This window comes from Bradyrhizobium sp. WSM1743 (assembly GCF_000473065.1).
Taxonomy (GTDB): domain Bacteria; phylum Pseudomonadota; class Alphaproteobacteria; order Rhizobiales; family Xanthobacteraceae; genus Bradyrhizobium.
Genome location: NZ_AXAZ01000013.1, coordinates 35,762 through 53,026, shown reverse-complemented (window position 1 = coordinate 53,026; position 17,265 = coordinate 35,762). Strand labels below are relative to the sequence as shown.

The 17,265-nt window shown below is 63.3% G+C and carries 18 protein-coding genes; 14 read left to right on the top strand and 4 right to left on the bottom strand.

Features of this window, described 5'->3' with window-relative positions; all coding sequences use genetic code 11:
- The first annotated feature begins 5 nt into the window (after nt 1-5).
- The 9 genes from YU9_RS0110900 (at nt 6) to YU9_RS0110860 (ending at nt 9,901) form a co-directional block, all read left to right on the top strand.
- A complete protein-coding gene (locus YU9_RS0110900) occupies nt 6-1,703 on the top strand; it encodes a methyl-accepting chemotaxis protein (protein ID WP_027572852.1) in 1,698 nt (565 codons plus the stop codon).
- 65 nt (nt 1,704-1,768) lie between these two features.
- Nucleotides 1,769-2,257 (top strand): chemotaxis protein CheW, encoded by a 489-nt coding sequence (locus tag YU9_RS0110895; RefSeq protein ID WP_027572851.1) that lies wholly within the window; start codon nt 1,769-1,771, stop codon nt 2,255-2,257.
- 61 nt (nt 2,258-2,318) lie between these two features.
- Entirely contained in the window at nt 2,319-4,118 is a 1,800-nt protein-coding gene (locus YU9_RS0110890) for a methyl-accepting chemotaxis protein (RefSeq protein WP_027572850.1), read from the top strand.
- A 141-nt stretch (nt 4,119-4,259) separates the two neighbouring features.
- The gene (locus tag YU9_RS0110885) at nt 4,260-5,114 is read left to right on the top strand and encodes a protein-glutamate O-methyltransferase CheR (RefSeq protein ID WP_027572849.1); all 855 of its coding nucleotides are present in this window, start codon (nt 4,260-4,262) and stop codon (nt 5,112-5,114) included.
- A 16-nt stretch (nt 5,115-5,130) separates the two neighbouring features.
- Nucleotides 5,131-6,222 (top strand): chemotaxis response regulator protein-glutamate methylesterase, encoded by a 1,092-nt coding sequence (locus tag YU9_RS0110880; RefSeq protein WP_027572848.1) that lies wholly within the window; start codon nt 5,131-5,133, stop codon nt 6,220-6,222.
- A gap of 5 nt (nt 6,223-6,227) precedes the next feature.
- Nucleotides 6,228-7,955: a hypothetical protein gene (locus YU9_RS0110875; RefSeq protein WP_027572847.1), complete on the top strand. Its 1,728-nt coding sequence runs from the start codon at nt 6,228-6,230 to the stop codon at nt 7,953-7,955.
- Nucleotides 7,956-8,109: 154 nt separating this feature from the next.
- Entirely contained in the window at nt 8,110-8,553 is a 444-nt protein-coding gene (locus YU9_RS0110870) for a hypothetical protein (RefSeq protein ID WP_027572846.1), read from the top strand.
- 475 nt (nt 8,554-9,028) lie between these two features.
- Nucleotides 9,029-9,313 carry a hypothetical protein gene (locus YU9_RS0110865; RefSeq protein ID WP_027572845.1) on the top strand — a complete coding sequence of 95 codons (285 nt, stop codon included), beginning with the start codon at nt 9,029-9,031 and terminating at the stop codon, nt 9,311-9,313.
- Between the two features lie 141 nt (nt 9,314-9,454).
- Nucleotides 9,455-9,901 carry a CHRD domain-containing protein gene (locus YU9_RS0110860; RefSeq protein WP_036017228.1) on the top strand — a complete coding sequence of 149 codons (447 nt, stop codon included), beginning with the start codon at nt 9,455-9,457 and terminating at the stop codon, nt 9,899-9,901.
- Nucleotides 9,902-9,945: 44 nt separating this feature from the next.
- Here YU9_RS0110860 and YU9_RS0110855 read toward each other — a convergent pair whose 3' ends face one another.
- The 3 genes from YU9_RS0110855 to YU9_RS50755 all read right to left on the bottom strand — a co-directional run bounded on the left by YU9_RS0110855 (nt 9,946) and on the right by YU9_RS50755 (nt 12,586).
- The gene (locus YU9_RS0110855) at nt 9,946-10,308 is read right to left on the bottom strand and encodes a VanZ family protein (RefSeq protein ID WP_027572843.1); all 363 of its coding nucleotides are present in this window, start codon (nt 10,306-10,308) and stop codon (nt 9,946-9,948) included.
- Between the two features lie 72 nt (nt 10,309-10,380).
- Nucleotides 10,381-11,973: an EAL domain-containing protein gene (locus tag YU9_RS0110850; protein ID WP_027572842.1), complete on the bottom strand. Its 1,593-nt coding sequence runs from the start codon at nt 11,971-11,973 to the stop codon at nt 10,381-10,383.
- 481 nt (nt 11,974-12,454) lie between these two features.
- Complete coding sequence (locus tag YU9_RS50755) at nt 12,455-12,586, bottom strand: hypothetical protein (protein ID WP_256375875.1); 132 nt, start codon at nt 12,584-12,586, stop codon at nt 12,455-12,457.
- Nucleotides 12,587-13,672: 1,086 nt separating this feature from the next.
- On the opposite strand from YU9_RS50755, the gene YU9_RS0110835 reads away from it, so the two are divergent.
- The 3 genes from YU9_RS0110835 (at nt 13,673) to YU9_RS0110825 (ending at nt 15,018) form a co-directional block, all read left to right on the top strand.
- Nucleotides 13,673-13,963 carry a hypothetical protein gene (locus YU9_RS0110835; RefSeq protein WP_027572840.1) on the top strand — a complete coding sequence of 97 codons (291 nt, stop codon included), beginning with the start codon at nt 13,673-13,675 and terminating at the stop codon, nt 13,961-13,963.
- Between the two features lie 41 nt (nt 13,964-14,004).
- Nucleotides 14,005-14,421 carry a hypothetical protein gene (locus YU9_RS49815; RefSeq protein ID WP_027572839.1) on the top strand — a complete coding sequence of 139 codons (417 nt, stop codon included), beginning with the start codon at nt 14,005-14,007 and terminating at the stop codon, nt 14,419-14,421.
- Nucleotides 14,422-14,784: 363 nt separating this feature from the next.
- A complete protein-coding gene (locus tag YU9_RS0110825) occupies nt 14,785-15,018 on the top strand; it encodes a hypothetical protein (RefSeq protein WP_245266344.1) in 234 nt (77 codons plus the stop codon).
- A 257-nt stretch (nt 15,019-15,275) separates the two neighbouring features.
- On the opposite strand, the gene YU9_RS41280 is transcribed toward YU9_RS0110825, so the two are convergent.
- Nucleotides 15,276-16,508 carry a hypothetical protein gene (locus YU9_RS41280; RefSeq protein WP_245266343.1) on the bottom strand — a complete coding sequence of 411 codons (1,233 nt, stop codon included), beginning with the start codon at nt 16,506-16,508 and terminating at the stop codon, nt 15,276-15,278.
- Nucleotides 16,509-16,694: 186 nt separating this feature from the next.
- Here YU9_RS41280 and YU9_RS0110810 point away from each other — a divergent pair, with 186 nt between their 5' ends.
- Nucleotides 16,695-16,940, top strand: coding sequence for a hypothetical protein (locus YU9_RS0110810; protein ID WP_027572836.1), 246 nt, complete (start codon nt 16,695-16,697; stop codon nt 16,938-16,940).
- A gap of 77 nt (nt 16,941-17,017) precedes the next feature.
- A complete protein-coding gene (locus YU9_RS47570) occupies nt 17,018-17,260 on the top strand; it encodes a hypothetical protein (RefSeq protein ID WP_156951811.1) in 243 nt (80 codons plus the stop codon).
- Nucleotides 17,261-17,265 lie beyond the last annotated feature (5 nt).

The window sequence follows — 17,265 nt, the reverse complement described above, 5'->3', positions numbered from 1 at the left end:
TGGAAATGAGATTTACCGTCAAGGCAAAGCTTGCCAGTGCGTTCGGCTTGGTCATCGTCCTGTCCGCGGTCGCGGGCGGTGTGGCCTACATGAAGCTCGGCGACATGATGGCGACGGCCGACAGCATGGTCCTGCGTGCAAACCGGATGGAGAAAGCGACGCAGATCGAAAAGGATATCCTGCTTCAGTTGCGCGCCGAAAAGAACGCAGTTCTCGGAACGGAAGCTCAAGCCGAGCAGTTTGCGGTTGAGGCAGCGAGGCTTCGCGAGCAAGCGACCAAGACCAGGGATGAGGTCTACGCGCTCGCCAGCGAGGGAGGCAGGAAGCTGCTCGACAGCTTTGCAGCCGCATACGCCAAGATGAATACGTACCAGGAAGAGACGATTCGGCTGGCGAAGACCGACAAGACCAAGGCCATGGAGCGCTCGATGGGTGACGGCCGCAAGGTCGTCGCAGACGCGATGGAAACCATGGGCGCCTATGTCGCCAACACGAAGAAGCAGATGGCCGAGCAGGCTGTCCAATCCAAGGCAGACGGGCACCAGGCCCAGTTCTTGCTGATGACGCTGATCGGCATTTCGCTGGCAGTTGCGATCGGAGCTGCGCTCTGGATCTCCATCTCGATCAGCCGTTCGCTCGGAAGGGCTGTCGGGCTTGCGGGTGCGGTCGCAGAAGGCGATCTCAGCCGGACCATTCCCTCGGCGAGCAACGACGAGATCGGAGATCTCGTCAGGTCGCTGAACGCGATGGTCGAGAAGCTCCGGCAGATCGTCGCCGAGGCGATCACGGCGGCGCAGAACGTCTCCGCCGGGAGCCAGGAACTGTCCGCCAGCGCTGAGCAGCTCTCGCAGGGTGCGACCGAGCAGGCCTCGTCCGCCGAGGAAGCCTCCTCCTCGATGGAGGAGATGGCCTCCAACGTGAAGCAGAACGCCGACAACGCCAACCAGACCGAGAAGATTGCTGCGCAATCGGCCAAGGACGCCGAAGCCAGCGGTGTCGCAGTCGGTCGTGCCGTCGAGGCGATGCAGACCATCGCCGAAAAGATCACGATCGTGCAGGAGATCGCGCGCCAGACCGACCTGCTCGCGCTCAACGCGGCGGTGGAAGCGGCCCGCGCCGGCGAGCACGGCAAGGGTTTTGCGGTGGTCGCCTCCGAGGTGCGCAAGCTCGCCGAGCGCAGCCAGGCGGCGGCGGCAGATATCGGCACGCTCTCGACCGACAGCGTCAAGGTCGCGCAAGAGGCGGGCCAAATGCTGTCCAAGCTCGTGCCCGACATCAAGAAGACTGCCGAGCTGGTGCAGGAGATCACTGCGGCCTGCCGCGAGCAGGACGTGGGCTCGGCCCAGATCAACCAGGCGATCCAGCAGCTCGACAAGGTCGGCCAGCAAAACGCCAGCGCGTCCGAACAGGTGTCCTCGACCTCGGAGGAGCTCGCCTCGCAAGCCGAGCAGCTCCAGTCCACCATCTCGTTCTTCCGGATCGAGCAAGCTGCGCGCAAGGAGAATGCCGCGGCCGAGCCGATCGACCGCGCCGTCGGTCAGCTCCGGGCCAAGGCTGCGCACATGGCGGCCGTCGATCGCGGCGCGAAGAAGCCGGCTCCCGTCCGCAAGCCGGCACGTGCGATGAAAGTCGCCGGCGGCGGTGGCTTCGCCTTCGACATGCATGACGGCGAAGACGACCGCGACGCTGAGTTTCAACGCTGATCAACCGGTCCGGCCTCGCGCCGGACCGCGCTCACTTCCAAACCCTCGGATCCCTGGACTGCATCATGGCCGCAACCTCGCAATATCTGACGCTCGGGCTCGCCGGCGAGACGTTCGGCATCAGCATCCGCAATGTCCGTGAGATCCTCGACATGCGGCCGATCTCGCGGCTTCCGCACGCCCCGAACTTCCTGCTCGGCATGATCGACGTGCGCGGCAGCGGCTATCCGATCGTCGACCTTCGGACCAAGCTCGGCCTGCCGAGCGTGCCGGCCACCGAAGCCACCCGCATCATCATTCTCGACGTGCCGATGAAGGGCCGTCTGGCCGGCGTCGGCTTCGTCGCCGACTGCGTGTTCGAGGTTACCGACATCGACGAGCAGGCGATCGAGCCCATCCCCGAGGTCGGCGGCCGATGGCAATCCGATTATGCCTCCGGCATCGGCCGCAAGGGCGAAAAGTTCGTCGTCATTTTCGACCTCGCCAAGCTGATGGCGAACGACAAGATTCCGGAAGAGCGCGACGCCGGCGCGGACGCGCCGCGCGCCGCGTGAGTTTGCAAGAGTGAAGCGTGGTCAAGCGTAGGAACCTCAATTCGAACCAAATGAGATTGACATGAGATTCACAGTCAAAGCCAAGCTCGCCAGCGCCTTCGGCGTCGTCATTCTTCTTTTCATTATAGCAGGCGTCGTAAGCTACACGAAATTGTCGGACATGGCCGCAACCGCGGAATCCATGGTGCTTCGTGCCAAGCGGATGGAGAAAGCCGCCGAGGTCGAAAAGATCATCTGGCAGCAGCTCAGGGCGGAAAAGAACGCAATTTTGGGAACGCCGAGCGAAGCCGATGAATTCGCCGCGCAGGCCGCCAAGCTCCGCGAGCAGGCAACGAAGATCAAGGACGAGGTCTACGCGCTCGCCAGCGAGGGCGGCAAGAAGCTGCTCGACAACTTTGCGGGTGCCTACGCCAGGATGAACGCCTATCAGGAAGAGACGATCAGGCTGGCAAAGACGGACAAGGCGAAGGCAACGGAACGCTCGATGGGTGATGGGCGCAAGGTGGTCGCAGACGCCACGGAGGCGATGGGAGCCTATGTTTCGAACGCCAAGCGACAGATGGCCGAGCAGGCCGCGCAGTCCAGCGAAGAGAGTCATCGCGCGCAACTGATTCTGATCGTCCTGGTCGTTGTCTCACTCGTCGTTGCGGCACTCGGCGCAGTCTGGATTTCGATCAATATCAGCCGGTCCCTCGCCAAGGCCGTCGGGCTGGCTGATGCTGTGGCGATCGGTGACCTCAGCCAGAAGATCGATGCTTCCAGCAACGACGAGATCGGCGATCTCGTGAAGTCCCTCAACGCGATGACCGTCAACCTCAACAAGACCGCGGCCGTCGCCAACGAAATTGCACAAGGCAATCTCACGGTCGAAGCCAAGCCGCTGTCCGACAAGGACACGCTCGGCCTCGCGCTCGAGCGTATGGTGGAAAAGCTCCGGCAGATCGTGTCGGAAGCTCTGACCGCGGCGCAGAACGTCTCCGCCGGCAGCCAGGAGCTCTCCGCCAGCGCCGAGCAGCTGTCGCAGGGCGCCACCGAGCAGGCCTCGTCCGCCGAGGAAGCCTCCTCCTCGATGGAGGAGATGGCTTCCAACGTGAAGCAGAACGCCGACAATGCCAGCCAGACCGAAAAGATCGCGGCGCAGTCCGCCAAGGACGCGGAGGCCAGTGGGGCCGCGGTCGGCCGCGCCGTCAACGCGATGCAGACCATCGCCGAGAAGATCACGATCGTGCAGGAGATCGCGCGCCAGACCGACCTGCTCGCGCTCAACGCGGCGGTCGAGGCCGCACGCGCCGGCGAGCACGGCAAGGGCTTTGCAGTGGTCGCTTCCGAGGTGCGCAAGCTCGCCGAGCGCAGCCAGGCGGCTGCGGCCGAGATCGGCACGCTCTCGGCCGACACCGTCAAAGTGGCGCAGGAGGCCGGCTCGATGCTCGCCAAGCTGGTTCCTGACATCAAGAAGACCGCCGAGCTCGTCGAGGAGATCACCGCGGCCTGCCGCGAGCAGGACGTTGGTTCGGCCCAGATCAACCAGGCGATCCAGCAGCTCGACAAGGTCGGCCAGCAGAATGCCAGCGCATCCGAGCAGGTGTCCTCGACCTCGGAGGAGCTCGCCTCGCAGGCCGAGCAGCTCCAGTCCACCATCGCGTATTTCCGCATCGAACAGGCTGCAAAGAGCCAGGCGGCCGCGCCGATCGACCGGGCGGTCAGCCAGCTGCGCGCCAAGGCGGCCTCCATGGCGGCGGCCGAGCGTCCGGCCAAGAAGCCGCAGGCCAAGCCGGTGCGCGCCGCAAAGGTTGCCGGCGGCGGTTTCGCTTTCGATATGAAGGACGGCGAGGACGACCGGGACGCCGATTTCCAGCGCTAGGACCCGCGAGGGCTCCTGCGGACCGGTCGGTTCGGTGGACCGGTCCGCCTTCAGCGGTGACGTGAACGCGTGAGATTCAAGATGGCCCTTACGGCCCGACATTCAAATGCAGGCGGCCGTTACGAAGCAGGGTCGTCGTCCATGATGCCCGCCATACAGGACACGGCCGTGCATCTGTCCGACCGCCACTTCCGGACCATCGCCGAATTGATCGAGAGCCAGGTCGGCATCAAGCTGCCGCAGGGCAAGCGGCTGATGCTGGAGGGGCGGCTGCACAAGCGCGTGCGCGCGCTGAACTTCGCCGGCCTCAATGAATATGTCGAGAACCTGTTCGAGGCGGATCTTTTCGAGACCGAGCTTACTCATCTCATCGACGTGGTGACGACCAACAAGACAGATTTTTTCCGCGAGCCGCAGCACTTCACCTTCATGAGGGACGTCGCGGTCCCCGCCCTGCTCAGATCGCATGGACGCAAGAACGCGAACCTGAAGATCTGGAGCTCGGCGAGCTCCACCGGCATGGAAGCCTACACGACCGCGATGGTGCTGGACGACATGACGCGGAACGGCTCGCGCTTCCAGTACCGCATCCTCGGCACCGACATCTCGACCGCGGTGTTGCGCCTCGCCAGGACGGCGATCTACACCCGCGACGTTCTCGCCCCGGTGCCGGAGCCATTCGTAAAACGATATTTTTCGTCGTCGCGGGACAAATCGCGCGGCGAAGTGCGGATCGTGCCTGAGTTGCGTCGCATGACACACTTCATGAGGATGAACCTCATGGACAAGTCCTATCCCGTCGATCGTGACGTCGATATCATCTTCTGCCGCAACGTCCTGATCTATTTCGAGCGGGAGACCCAGCGCAAGGTGGTCGAGCAATTGTGCGGCCATTTGCGTCCGGGCGGCTATCTGCTGGTCGGGCATTCGGAATCGATGATTCACAGTGCCGTGCCCGGGCTGAAGCAGGTTCAGCCAACCATCTTCCAGGTCTAGCCGGAGCGCAACCACGATGCCGAGGGGGAAAGTTCGCGTGCTGATCGTGGACGATTCGGCGTCGGTGCGCCAAATCCTGCAGACGATCCTTTCTGAGGACCCTGATATTGAGGTGATGGCGACGGCGTCCGACCCGTTCGTTGCCGCCAAGCGGCTCGAGAAGGAGCTGCCCGACGTCATCATTCTCGACCTCGAAATGCCGCGCATGGACGGTATGACCTTCCTGCGCAAGATCATGGCGCAGCATCCGATCCCGGTGATCATCTGCTCCTCGTTGACGGAGGAGGGCTCGAACGTGATGTTCGAGGCGTTCGAGGCGGGTGCGGTCGACATCGTGCCGAAGCCGAAGATCGACACCCGGCAGGCGCTGCTCGAATGCTCCACGCGGCTGCGCGAGGCCGTGAAGTCCGCCGCCCGCGCCCGGGTGCGCCCCCGCGCGGAGCGTCGCGCCATCGAGAAGAAGCTGACCGCCGATGCCATCATCCCGCCGCCGGTGCAGGGCAGGGCGCGGCCGACCACGGAACGCATCGTGTGCATCGGCGCCTCGACGGGCGGCACCGAAGCGCTCAACGACGTGCTGGAGATGCTGCCATCGCATTGTCCGCCGATCGTCATCGTCCAGCACATGCCTGCGGGCTTCACCGCGGCCTTTGCCAAGCGTCTCGATAGCGTCTGCCAGATCAGGGTCAAGGAGGCCGAGGACGGCGAGCCGGTGCTGCCGGGCTGCGCCTATATCGCGCCCGGCGCGCGGCACATGTTGCTCCAGCGCATCGGTCTGCGCTACCAGATCGCGATCAAGGACGGCCCGCCGGTGTCGCGGCATCGTCCATCGGTGGACGTGCTGTTCCGCTCGGCCGCCCAGCATGCCGGTGCCAACGCGCTCGGCGTGATCATGACCGGCATGGGCGATGACGGCGCGCGCGGAATGCTTGAGATGCGCAAGCTCGGCGCCTCGACGCGGGCGCAGGATGAAGAGAGCTGCGTGGTGTTCGGCATGCCCAAGGAAGCCATCGCCCATGGCGGCGTCGAGAAGGTCGTGTCGCTGCACCACATTCCGCGCGAGATCATGCTCTGGTATCAGGCCGGGCATCCAGTGGTGACAGGTTGACGGCAATGTCGCTCATTCCAGCCAATACGCTCACCGAGGCCATCGCAGGGATCGAGGACGTCTCCTCGCGCATCGAGGACGTGTTCGCGCGCGTCGGCCACGAGCTCGGACGCGGCCATCTCATCTTCAAGGAGCTGAACCACGGCCTTGCAACGCTTTCCTCGGAACTCTCAGGTGCAGAGATCGAGGGGGCCGCGACCGCGCTCCAGGAGATCGCCGCGCGGCTCAGCGAGCTGGCGCAGGCGCTGCCGGCCGAGACCGCGCTGCTCGAGACCATCGGCAAGAGCACGGCGGAGGCATCTGCTCTGCTCAAGCCGCTGTTCAAGCACATCCAGATGATCACCATCATCGCCCGCAGCGCGCGGATCGAGGCCGCCTCGCTCGACGGCGACCGCGAGGGCTTTCTCGCCTTCACGCAGGAGGCCTACGATCTCGGCAAGGCCGTGCAGGGCGCGATCGAGGGCTGCGCGCGGGATCAGCAGCGCCTGGCCGAGGCGGTCGCCACCGCATTCGGCCGGCAGAAGGAATTCGAAAGCCGCTACCGCAATCAACTGGCGGCGGAGAGCGTCGAACTCGGCTCCGCCTATTCCGGATTGCGCGATCAGCGCAGCAACGGCAGCCATCTCGCCGATCTCGCAAGTTCCAGCACCAGGAAGATCGCCGAGGCCGTCGGCAGCGCGATCATCTCCTTGCAGGCCGGCGACAGCACGCGTCAGCGTCTCGAGCATGTCTCGCACGGCCTCACGCTCGCCTCGGGACCCGCCCCGAGCCTCGTTCCCGAACCTGTCGCGAGCGACGACGGCGCGCGCACGATTTGTCAATTGCAGGCGGCCCAGCTGAGAGATGCCCAGCGCGAGTTCGGCGGTGACATCGGCCAGATCGTTCGCGCGTTGACCGCCATCCTGCACGATGCGGGCAGTGTCGTCGGCCACGGCCGCACCCTGTTCGGCGGTGAGGACGACGGTTCGTCATCGTTCCTGGCGCGCATCAAGCAGACGCTGGCGCACGCCTCCACCCTGATTGCGACCTGCGAGGGCGCCGGCCGCTCGGTGGACGAGGCGCTCGCGATCGTCGAGGACACGCTGACGAAATTCCGCCAGGCGATCGCCGGGCTGGCCGAGGCGACAGTCGACATCACGCTCATCGGAATGAATGCGGGCCTCAAGGCTAGCCATCTCGGCAGCCGCGGCAGCGCTTTCGTCGTCATTGCCAACGAGCTGAAGGCCACCGCCGATCAGGTCGCGGTGGGAGCGGGGCGTCTGAGGCCCGTGCTCGACGGCATCGAGCGCTCGGCGAGGGACCTGAAGGAGCTTCGCGTGCAGGGCGATCCGACGCAGCTCGCCAAGCTCGAACCGCAGATTCTCCAGGCGCTGCGCGAGGTCGAGGCCGGCAATGAACGGCTCGGCAGGCTGATGAGCCGGCTCGTCGATGAAGGTGCGGAATTCGAGGGGCTCATGAATTCGGCGCAAGCCCTGATGACCACGCTTGGTGAAGGCTCCGCGGCATTGCCCGCGGTCGCGGCGCGGCTCGAGACCGCGAGCGCGGGCGCGCAGAAGCCGCGGCCGCAAGCGCAGGACGAAACGATGCTCGACCAGCTGTTTGCGCGTTACACGATGGAGCGCGAGCGGGACGTCCACCGGGAATTCCTGCAAGCGCTCGGGCTGACGTCGGTCACCACCACGCGCCGGCTCGAGGCAGTCGAGGCTGCGGACGACGGGATAGAATTGTTTTGATTGTTGCTGCGGGCATCGCCTCGTGCGCCCGCAGAAATTTGACCGATTGACTTTGCAGGGCGTTAACCGTGGCGGAATGCTCGCCGGCGACGGTCATTGTCGCGCCCCCACCGTTCGTTGCAAATACGCAGGGAATTCATGGGTGGATGTTTCCATGCTGAAAGAGGGCAAATACGCAGCGTGGTTCAGAACCGCGCAAGCGCAGGGCACCGGTATCGTGCATCTGGCCCAGGGCCGGATCTCGGGCAGTGACAGCTTCTTCACCTATGGCGGCTCGTACCAGTTCGATGACGACCAGCGTTTCACGGCCGTTCTGACCACACGGCGACATGCCGACGGGCCGCCGACGGTGTTCGGACTCGACGAGGTCGAGGTCGAGCTCTCCGGCGTGTATAGCGGTGCGATGGCGACCTGTTCGGGCACGGCTCGGCAGGCGCCCGAGGTGACGTTCGAAGCGACGCTGATCTACAGCCAGGAAGAGGCGCCGGCTGCCGACGCCCGGTGCGCGGTCGTGAAGCTCAATGCCGACAAGCTGCCCAAGAGGCTCGACGGCCGGTCCCGGCCGCGGCATCCGTTCCCGGCTGGCTCGCCCAAGTAAGAGCCAGTACGACGGCAATCCGCGCAGCTCCACCCGCGCTCGCGCCTGAGGCGCGCTGAGATTTGGATGAAACGTCGTCGCACCTTTTGTTTGAGCATGATCTTTTCCGAGAACCGCTTCACATTTTTCCGGATCATGCTCTGAAGCGGAATGGCTTTAGGTTGAGTCGATTGCCACGGGCTCGGTGCAACCTCTCCCGCTTGCGGGAGAGGTCGCGCCGAAGGCGCGGGTGAGGGCTTTCTCCTCTAGGGGGTTATCCCATTGCGGAAACACCCTCTCCCCAGCCCTCTCCCGCAAGCGGGAGAGGGAGTGCACTTACGTTGTAGCAATCAAACCTGATCTCATCATGCTCTAGGGCCACGATTAGCATTGCGTTGACATTGTTGTCTCGAATTCGCGCCGCGGCCGCGTTGCAGCAACTCTGCCTTTAGAAGCGAGAGCTAGTCTCGCGCCCGATCTAGCGTGGTGGAAGAACATGCCTCAAATCTGGATGACATACGACGAGCTCGGCGCGCTTTGCGGCTGCGGTGCAACGGAGGCCCGCGAACGTGCCATCCATTTGTCGCTCGATCGTCGGAAGAGCCGCGACGGGGCGACGCGCGTCAAGCTCGATCTGGCGCTGACGGCCAAATTCTTTGCATCCGTTCGCGAGGCGGATCTCGACCTCGATTGCGCCATTGAAGCGCTGCACAACACCCACCGGCAGATGGGTGAGCTCCTGGCTCCCTCCGAGTTCCACGCCAGGCGTGGGGCGGCCTGAGTCCCCGCGTGGTCGGGGCCTTGACTGCGAAGGCTAAATCCCGCGGTTGTTGCCCCGAATCAGCATAAGCTCCGTGGTGGAATTTCCGGCTGCCGTCGGTGTTTCGATCGCGATAGGGAGCGGAGTGCGCGGGAGGAGTGCATGAGCAAAGCCGTGTGTCGGCCGACGTTGGCGTTGTTGGGAACGCTCGCGCTCGTTGGAAGCGTCATTGCGGCGAGCGGAACGGCAAGCGCGGAAGTCGTGAAGCTGCAAGCCGAGCTCAAGGGAAGCAACGAAGTGCCTCCGAACGGCTCAACCGGGTCGGGCAAGGCCGAGGCAAGCTACGACACTGAAGCCAAGGTTTTGACTTACGTCGTTACCTATACCGGACTCACGGGGCCGGCGATGGGAGCGCATTTTCACGGTCCCGGCGAGGCCGGCAAGAATGCTGGCATCGTCCTGCCGTTCAAGACGGTGCAAAGCCCGATCCAAGGCAGTGCCACGCTCACCGATGAGCAGGCGGCAGATCTGCTGGCTGGCAAATGGTACGCAAACATCCACACGGCCGCGAACCCAGGCGGTGAGTTGCGCGGTCAGATGGTGAAGTAAGGACCGGGTCCCGCGGTCATCTCGCCAGGGCGATGCTGGCCGCTTCAGGACGGTGGTCTGGGCAGGAACGCCAGGATCATCTGGGCGAGCATGACGCCCACGGTGCCTCCCGCCGCCTTCTGCAACACGTCGAGAAAGCCCGGATCGCGGTCGGGTATGAACGATTGCATGAACTCCAGCCCCATAGCGACGGCTATGACGAGAGAGCAAGCCAAACCAAACCGTCCGGGCAGCAGGAAGGAAAGAAGGAAGCCGAGCAGCCCATAGGCGCTGAAGCGCTCGATCACGACGACCCAATAGGTCTCGTGATGCCCGATGAGCGCGGGCCTTCCCGACAGCCTCGCCAGGGTGGCGTAGACGATCAGTGCAAGACAGATGCTCGCGGCTGCAATGAGGTGGCTGCGCATGGCGCCAGCATAGCCGGTTGGTTGCCGGTCTTGTTCGAAAGCCGAAAATATCGTTAAAGGCCCGCGTTGGGGTCAGGCCACCAAAACTGTGTCGCCGGAGACCGCCGCGCCTGATTGCGTCACGCGGCGCGACTCCACGAGCTCATGGAAGCGGGCAGAGGGCACGGGCGGCGCAACGAGATAGCCTTGACCCTCCTCGACGCCGGACGCGATCAATGCGCGGAGCTGCTCCTCCGTCTCGATGCCTTCCGCGACCACGGTCATATTGAGGTCCTTCGCGAGCGCCACCAGCATTTCCACGATCGCCGTCGTCGATGCGTCCACGGTGATCGTGTCCACGAAGAACTTATCGATCTTGATCATGTCGGCGCCGAGGCCCTTCAGCCGGGACAGTCCGCTATGGCCGACGCCGACGTCGTCGATAGCGACGCGGAAGCCACGGTCCCGCAGCTCGGCCACGACCGCCGCGGCGCGCGCGAGATCGTCGAGCTCGTCGCGCTCGGTGATCTCGACCACGATCTGGCGCGCGGAGACTCGAGCCGTCAGGACCGTGTGGCGCAGCGTTTCGACGAAGCCGGCACTCAGGAGATGGTTGGGCACGACATTCAGGGACAGCTTGAAATTCTTGTTTGCCCTGAGCAATGGCCTCAGCTCGGCAAGCGCCGATCCCAGGATCTGCCAAGTCATCGCCTGGATGCGCCCACTGGATTCGGCGAGCGGAATGAAGTTCATCGGCGGGACCACCGAGCCATCTCGGCGCAGCCAGCGAGCCAGAATCTCGCAGCCCTTGATCTGACCTGTCCTGAGGTCGAAGATCGGTTGATAGTATGGCTTGAACTCGCCGGCTGCCAGCGCCCGATCGAGATCGGCGACAGGACCCTCCATGCGGCGGCTGCGTGCCAGCAGGATGCCAAAGATCGCGCCAAGTCCGAGAGCCACCGCGACTGTGGGCCAATAAGCCTCGTTATTCCAGCTCGAAAGCACCGCGCGCTCGAGCTGGATCGTGGCACGAAGCGGGAAGCGACTGGAGTTTCTGTCGAAGCTGATCGGCTCGAGCAGGGACTTGCCGGCGTCGGTCTGGAATTCGCCGAGCTTCTCGCCATTGCTCAAGGCGAGGATCACGTCGCTGCGTGCGCGCAGCTCGGCGGGCATGATGTCGAAGAGGCTGGCGTTAATGCCGACAATGGCGACGAGCGCGGAGCTGCCATCGATGTCCCCGAGCACGCCCAGGGCGTCGCCCCCGAACTGCTCCACGCGAAACAGCGAAAGCGCCTTGTCGCGCGAAGGCAGCATGTCGCGCCGATCCACCCATCCCTTGTCGAATTCGAGCGTCTCGGAATAGGCCGAGCAGATCACGGAGCCATCCGGTTTGACGAGCCGGACGTCCTTGATCGCCGAGCGCTGGTAGACGTGCAGGCGGATGGCTTGCAGCGCCCCCGGCTCGCAGCTGGCGAGCTTGCGCCTCGCGAGCTCGTCCAGGCTGGCCGCGGCAAAATCGACCGCAAATTCCGACCGGCGCAGAACGACCTCGGTCAGCTCGTTGAGCTGATGCGTCTGCTGGTGGCGAATGACCGCCTCAGCGCCGAAATGGCCCGCCAAGGCGAACGCCATCGTGCTCGCAAGCACGAGCGCCGCAAACGGAAGGCTTGGTCGCAGCAGTCGCATCCGGTTCAGGCGAAATCAGGCGAGGTTCAAATTCGGGCAAGGCTTGAAGATTGATCCTAGCCAGCGGGGGCTAAGATAGGGTTTAACGGAGACCGGCCCGGAAAGGCCCACCCGAGCGATGGCTTGACCAATGGTCTGGCGGCCCGGGATAGAAACGAGCATGGAAAGTTGAGCAGTATGATCAGGACGTTAAGCCTCCTCCTTGCGTTGGCTGTCGGGAGCTCTGTGGCCTCGGCGCAGGGGACCAAAGACACGCCATCGGGCACGCAGCCCACCGCGCCCCGCAGCGGCACGGGCACCAATTCCGGGTCGGACAGCATGGGTGGCGCGTTCAAGGGAACGGGGACGCCGAATTACGGCACCAGCCCGGGGATGGGCTCCCAGAAGAAGACGCATAACTAGTTGAGCGGGCTAGACCACCGGACGGGACGCTCAATCAATGCTCGCCGCCCGCATGCGGCGAGCGTTGCCGTTTTTGCAGTCAGGTTTTCTTCGCCGCCTTCGACTTCAACGAAAGGCCAAGGCGCAACGCCATGCGCTTGATCGCATCAGGCGAGCGCCCGAGAACTTTCGCCGCTTGCTCCAGCGAGGCTGAAGACTTGGCCAGCTCCATGAGCCGGCGATCTTCCTTGAACGACCAGGGCCTGCGCGCCATAACCGAAATGATCCTCTCGTCGACAAAACGACAAAGCCGCCAAGCGGACCCATGTTCGCTCGACGGCTTTGCTTGGGTGGGGCCGGGCTTGGGGGAGCCCGGTGCGAGAGATGGATAAGCAATCGCTGAGAGTTCGCAACAAACAACGCAGATTAAGCTAACCTCTCAACCTTACCGCGATGAAGTTGGTGCAGGGCGCTCCGTATAACCACGGATGTTTCGCCAGCAGTGTCGTCCGCGAGGGCCACCAGATGCGTTCGAGAACCTGTCGGAGGCATATCGTGCAGATCGCAGCTATGCCCGACCGCAGCGCGTTCAGTCGCTTCGTTTGAGGCTGCTTGCCGGAGTGAACAGGGGTTAACATCGCGGGCTGGATATCGCTCGCGAATTGATGAGAGATTGCGTCATCCTTTGGGACTTGGTTTTCGCGACGACCAAACTTCAAGCACCACGTTGCACAAACTTCATGTTCGTCTGACAAAAGTTTCAGCGCCGGTGATCTTGAAGTCGTCGCAGCATCACGTTGAAATGTGCCGGGAGGAGCGTTCCGAAAATTGGGAACATTCCAAATGCTTGCAGTTCTGCTTTTGATTTCGATTTTTGCAGCTGGCTTTTGCTGTGGCTATGGTGTGCGGGCATGGCGCTCGCGCAAGCGATCGGCACGATATCGTCTTTATGCGCCCTACACGCCGGCATCGATGGGAGCTAGGCAAAGTGAGCATCCATCGTAATGGCAGAGCCATGGGCGCGATGTTGAGCCGGAGCTGATCTTGTTTTGCAGCCAGGTCTGATAACCATGTGCAATTAGGTTAACATGGTGCGGTCCTTGAGAGCTTCGGAAAGGCGGCCTAGAACGTATCGGTTCATGGCGAGAGTTTAGCCGCCTCGATATTTTTCGCGGCTCGCATAGGTAGGCGTGAATGGTGTATTTGATTACGTTGCTGGGCGCGACTTGCGTCCTCATTTTGATCGCGTTTGTTCGTACTTTTGATCGGCGGCTGAAAGAACTTCCGGGGCCTTGGATCATGAACGAGGGCCATTCGAATGACTGATCAAAGGCACAACGCGCCCCGCAGATATTTCGTCGACGCCCAAGGGCATCGTGTTCTGATCGGCCTGTCTCCGGAAGAGACGGCGGAGTTCGAAGCACTGGATCTTGCATCGAACGAGACAGTGCATTTCACATCCGAGATCCGCGCGCGAAAAGGAGCAGCCGCGGAGGGCGAAGTCCGATGGCTCGAGCTCTATTCCAAGCACGAAGGAGCTTGGCGGGCGTGGATCGCACAAAGCCAGGCAGGACGGGCGCAGGATTTAGGCTTTGTTAACTATGTCTGACCGATGGTAGCCGCCTGAATCTCGAATGTGGGATGGCCCAGATGTTTCAGCTGTTCCTGAGAGCGCGCGCACACAATCTTCTCGGCTCCCGCCGCGAGGACAAAGGCTTCAAAGCCCGCTCCGTCGAGCGTGATGCGGAGACCGATCGCGTGCGGATCGGTGCCGTTCTGGCGGCGATCGAAACAGCATTGCAGGAGGCGGAAAGGGAGCAGGCCGGGCTCAACCGTCGTGTTGACGATGCTCTCGCGCGCGCATCCGTCACCTTCGGAAACGGCACCGATGAATATCTCGAGCGGGAGGCGCTCGATAATTATCATCAGGATCTCTTCGCGGCCGACATCTCGAACGGCCAGCGACGGCTCAAGGAATTGGCGAGCAGCATCGCCCACTTGAAGTTCGTCAAGACCGCAATGCTCACGCGTTTCCCGGACTTCAAGCCGCCGCAGCTCAACAGCTAGCATTGGGGATCTCGCTGCGCGATTTGCGGCCATCCTTCGAGACGCCCGCTTTGGGCGGGCTCCTCAGGATGAGGGGTGACGTGCGCGGCAGCAGTTTCAACGGGCTCTGACGCCGATTAGCCTCATCCTGAGGAGGCGCGTAAGCGCCGTCTCGAAGGACGAGGGCGTGCACTGAGGGCCGCCGCCACGAGTCTTATGCGATAGCCGTGCGGCACTCAGGCAGACCGCGTGACAATCCAGCACCGCTTTGCCGTTTGGCGCTTCGATCCTTTTTGATATGCTTCCGGCAAGAATTCCCGGATGTGAAGGAGCGAACAGGTGCCGGTCAAAAATCTACGAACGTTGTTTGGATTGGCATGTGTCTTGACGCTGGTCGCCCCGGCGACGGCTTCGGCCATCACTGCCGAGGTGGCGCGCGCATGCGATGCCGCGGTCGCCAAGGCCTTTCCGCCCAGGCAAATCGGCAATCCCGCGGCCGGGAGCACCAAGGGAACGGCCAAGGATCAGCGCGAATACTTCCAAAAATGCGTCGCCAACAACGGCAAGGTCGACGACATGCCGGCGGATGCGCCAAAGGACAACAAGCCGACTAAATAAGAAACGGGACGCAGCGCTAAAAGCGTGATGAGATGAGGCTCGATAGCCGCAAAAGCGAAGGTGGGCTCCCTCTGCCGCTTGCGGGAGAGGGGTGGGGAGAGGGTGCTTCCGCAATGGGACAATCCCCTAGTGGAGAGAGCTCTCACCCGGCGCTACGCCATAGCTGAGGCTTTGCCTCGGCGTCCTTATGACGGCCGCCGAAGGCGGCCTACGCCTCTCCCGCCAGCGGGAGAGGTGAGCGAGCCGCGGCAATCGCTTCAACTTAATGCTATTCCCTCTATCGCCGCGGCGGCGGGCAGGGCGAGTAGAACGCGCCGTTGGTCGCATTGATGCGTTCGACGCATTGATTGGGATCGGTGATCGTTCCAGCCACGGTGAAGTCGTAGCCCATGCCCTTGACCACGACGATGTAGCGGCCGGGCGCGAGTGTAAAGCCGTCTTGCTCCGGTTGCAGCAATAGCATTCTCGACTGGTCGTCGATCGGACCTACCTTGTAGGGGTAGGACATGCTGCGGATGACCCCAGGAATCGCCGGCGCTGACCATGGCGGCTTTCCCGGTCGCATCGACGCCCATTGCCCGGGAAACTTTCGCGACCACCCGAACCTCGGTCCCGCTTGCATCAACACCCCCGTCAGGCCTGAACACGATGAATTTGACATCGCCGTCCGACAATGTGGTCACGCTCGGCGTGTTGATGGCGGCGGAGATCGCGACGCGCCGGTCCGGGATTTTTCCAGGTACCGGCTTGAGCTCATGGAGCTGGCCCTCGCTCAAGGCGTAGACGCCGAACGTCGCCGGCAAAGGCATCGAGGGGTGCGCAGCTGGCGCCGGCTCCTTTGAGCTGTCCGGCGTTCGTTCCACGGTCTCGCCCGCCGAGCGAGTCGGGATCCCGGTCGGCTGAGGCTCCGGACTTTTCTGCGCACGCTCGGACAGCGGCGCCACCTGCGACAATGCGGTCAGTGGTGTCTTCAGCCGTGGCCAAGAGACGACCGCGGTCCCGGCGCCTGCAACGAGCAGGAGGATGGCGGTCAATCGAACGAGAGACTTGAAGGCGCCGCTCCGTTTGGCTTGGTCGAGCGATCCTGGCGGTGCGGCAGGATGGCGCGGCGTCTCGGCCGTCGGAATGGCTGGTGAAGCCGAGCCGGCCGCCGTCAGAATCGTCGGAGGAACAGGGACGTTGGCAGGCGGAGAATTCGCCGCGGCGGCTGCGGCAGCCTTTGGCGGTGAGGATGTTCCGCTTGGTTCAAAAGACCCCTCGACCTCCCGAATGGCGCGTTCGAGGACTTGCTGGAGCGCTCGCGCTTCCCGCGCATCGACGTGGGTGAATTGCTCCAGAAGCTTGATACGGGCCAACTCGTACACGACATCCCGCATCTGCCGGGGGTCGTCGGAGATTTCGCGGATTCGCTCGGTCAGCAGGCGGACAAGTCCGGCCTTGATCTCTTGCGCCGTCGAGGCGCGGGCTGCTGTGTCGCCGGGCTCCGTCATCAAGGCCGATCAACTAGCCCGGATGGTGCTGTTTCGCTAGGCTTTTTCACCCGGATCCCGTTGACCAAACGGCGGACCGCGTCGATGGATCGGACCTGCCAAGGTCCTGCGAGATCGTCTCGAAGAGCTTGCTTTTGGGCACAAACCTGTGACATTTCGCCCAGCTCCTCTTTCCGGTGTTCGACCATGCGCGGCATTCTGACAGCGATCATGTTCTTGGCTTTCCTGGTTCAGTCTGCTTCTGCGCAAGGGACCAAGGATCAGGCCAACACCACCAGCTCCAGCATCGTGACGACGCCCGAGAAAAAGAAACAGACCACCCAGGCTGCCTCGCGGCCGACCGCTGTCCGGAATGTGACGGGGAGCCTTCCTGCCGGACGGGCGGCCCAAGGCGTCTGGAGGGATGGCAAGCTGATCGCCGTGCCTCGCTGAGGTCACGCAACGAACCGTGATGCCGCCGTGAAGGAACGGTGGTCGCCTCCCTGACGTTTTTGCTCGGGAGATCTCGCATGAAACGATTAGTCTTGATCACACTCGCGCTTGTCGTGCCTGCCGCCAGCGCCTGGGCCCAGGGCGTCAGTGACCCCTCGACACCCAACCGCAACGTGATCATCGTCAACCCGTCGCAGCCCGCGCCCCCCAACGCGACGCCGAATATCCCGAGCCGGATCGAGCCGCCCGTGACGAGGGGCGGATATGCCCGACCCTATCACGGGAATAGAACCCGGGGCAGTGGCTCGAGCCGCCGTTAGAGATC

Coding starts and splice junctions, on each gene's coding strand:
- YU9_RS0110835 (WP_027572840.1), top strand. CDS start 13,673: ATGACTGATCAAAGGCACAACGCGCCCCGCAGATATTTCGTCGACGCC.
- YU9_RS0110855 (WP_027572843.1), bottom strand. CDS start 10,308: ATGCGCAGCCACCTCATTGCAGCCGCGAGCATCTGTCTTGCACTGATC.
- YU9_RS47570 (WP_156951811.1), top strand. CDS start 17,018: ATGAAACGATTAGTCTTGATCACACTCGCGCTTGTCGTGCCTGCCGCC.
- YU9_RS0110850 (WP_027572842.1), bottom strand. CDS start 11,973: ATGCGACTGCTGCGACCAAGCCTTCCGTTTGCGGCGCTCGTGCTTGCG.
- YU9_RS0110885 (WP_027572849.1), top strand. CDS start 4,260: ATGATGCCCGCCATACAGGACACGGCCGTGCATCTGTCCGACCGCCAC.
- YU9_RS0110895 (WP_027572851.1), top strand. CDS start 1,769: ATGGCCGCAACCTCGCAATATCTGACGCTCGGGCTCGCCGGCGAGACG.
- YU9_RS0110875 (WP_027572847.1), top strand. CDS start 6,228: ATGTCGCTCATTCCAGCCAATACGCTCACCGAGGCCATCGCAGGGATC.
- YU9_RS0110870 (WP_027572846.1), top strand. CDS start 8,110: ATGCTGAAAGAGGGCAAATACGCAGCGTGGTTCAGAACCGCGCAAGCG.
- YU9_RS0110900 (WP_027572852.1), top strand. CDS start 6: ATGAGATTTACCGTCAAGGCAAAGCTTGCCAGTGCGTTCGGCTTGGTC.
- YU9_RS49815 (WP_027572839.1), top strand. CDS start 14,005: ATGTTTCAGCTGTTCCTGAGAGCGCGCGCACACAATCTTCTCGGCTCC.
- YU9_RS0110890 (WP_027572850.1), top strand. CDS start 2,319: ATGAGATTCACAGTCAAAGCCAAGCTCGCCAGCGCCTTCGGCGTCGTC.
- YU9_RS0110865 (WP_027572845.1), top strand. CDS start 9,029: ATGCCTCAAATCTGGATGACATACGACGAGCTCGGCGCGCTTTGCGGC.
- YU9_RS41280 (WP_245266343.1), bottom strand. CDS start 16,508: ATGACGGAGCCCGGCGACACAGCAGCCCGCGCCTCGACGGCGCAAGAG.
- YU9_RS50755 (WP_256375875.1), bottom strand. CDS start 12,586: ATGGAGCTGGCCAAGTCTTCAGCCTCGCTGGAGCAAGCGGCGAAAGTT.
- YU9_RS0110810 (WP_027572836.1), top strand. CDS start 16,695: ATGCGCGGCATTCTGACAGCGATCATGTTCTTGGCTTTCCTGGTTCAG.
- YU9_RS0110880 (WP_027572848.1), top strand. CDS start 5,131: ATGCCGAGGGGGAAAGTTCGCGTGCTGATCGTGGACGATTCGGCGTCG.
- YU9_RS0110860 (WP_036017228.1), top strand. CDS start 9,455: ATGAGCAAAGCCGTGTGTCGGCCGACGTTGGCGTTGTTGGGAACGCTC.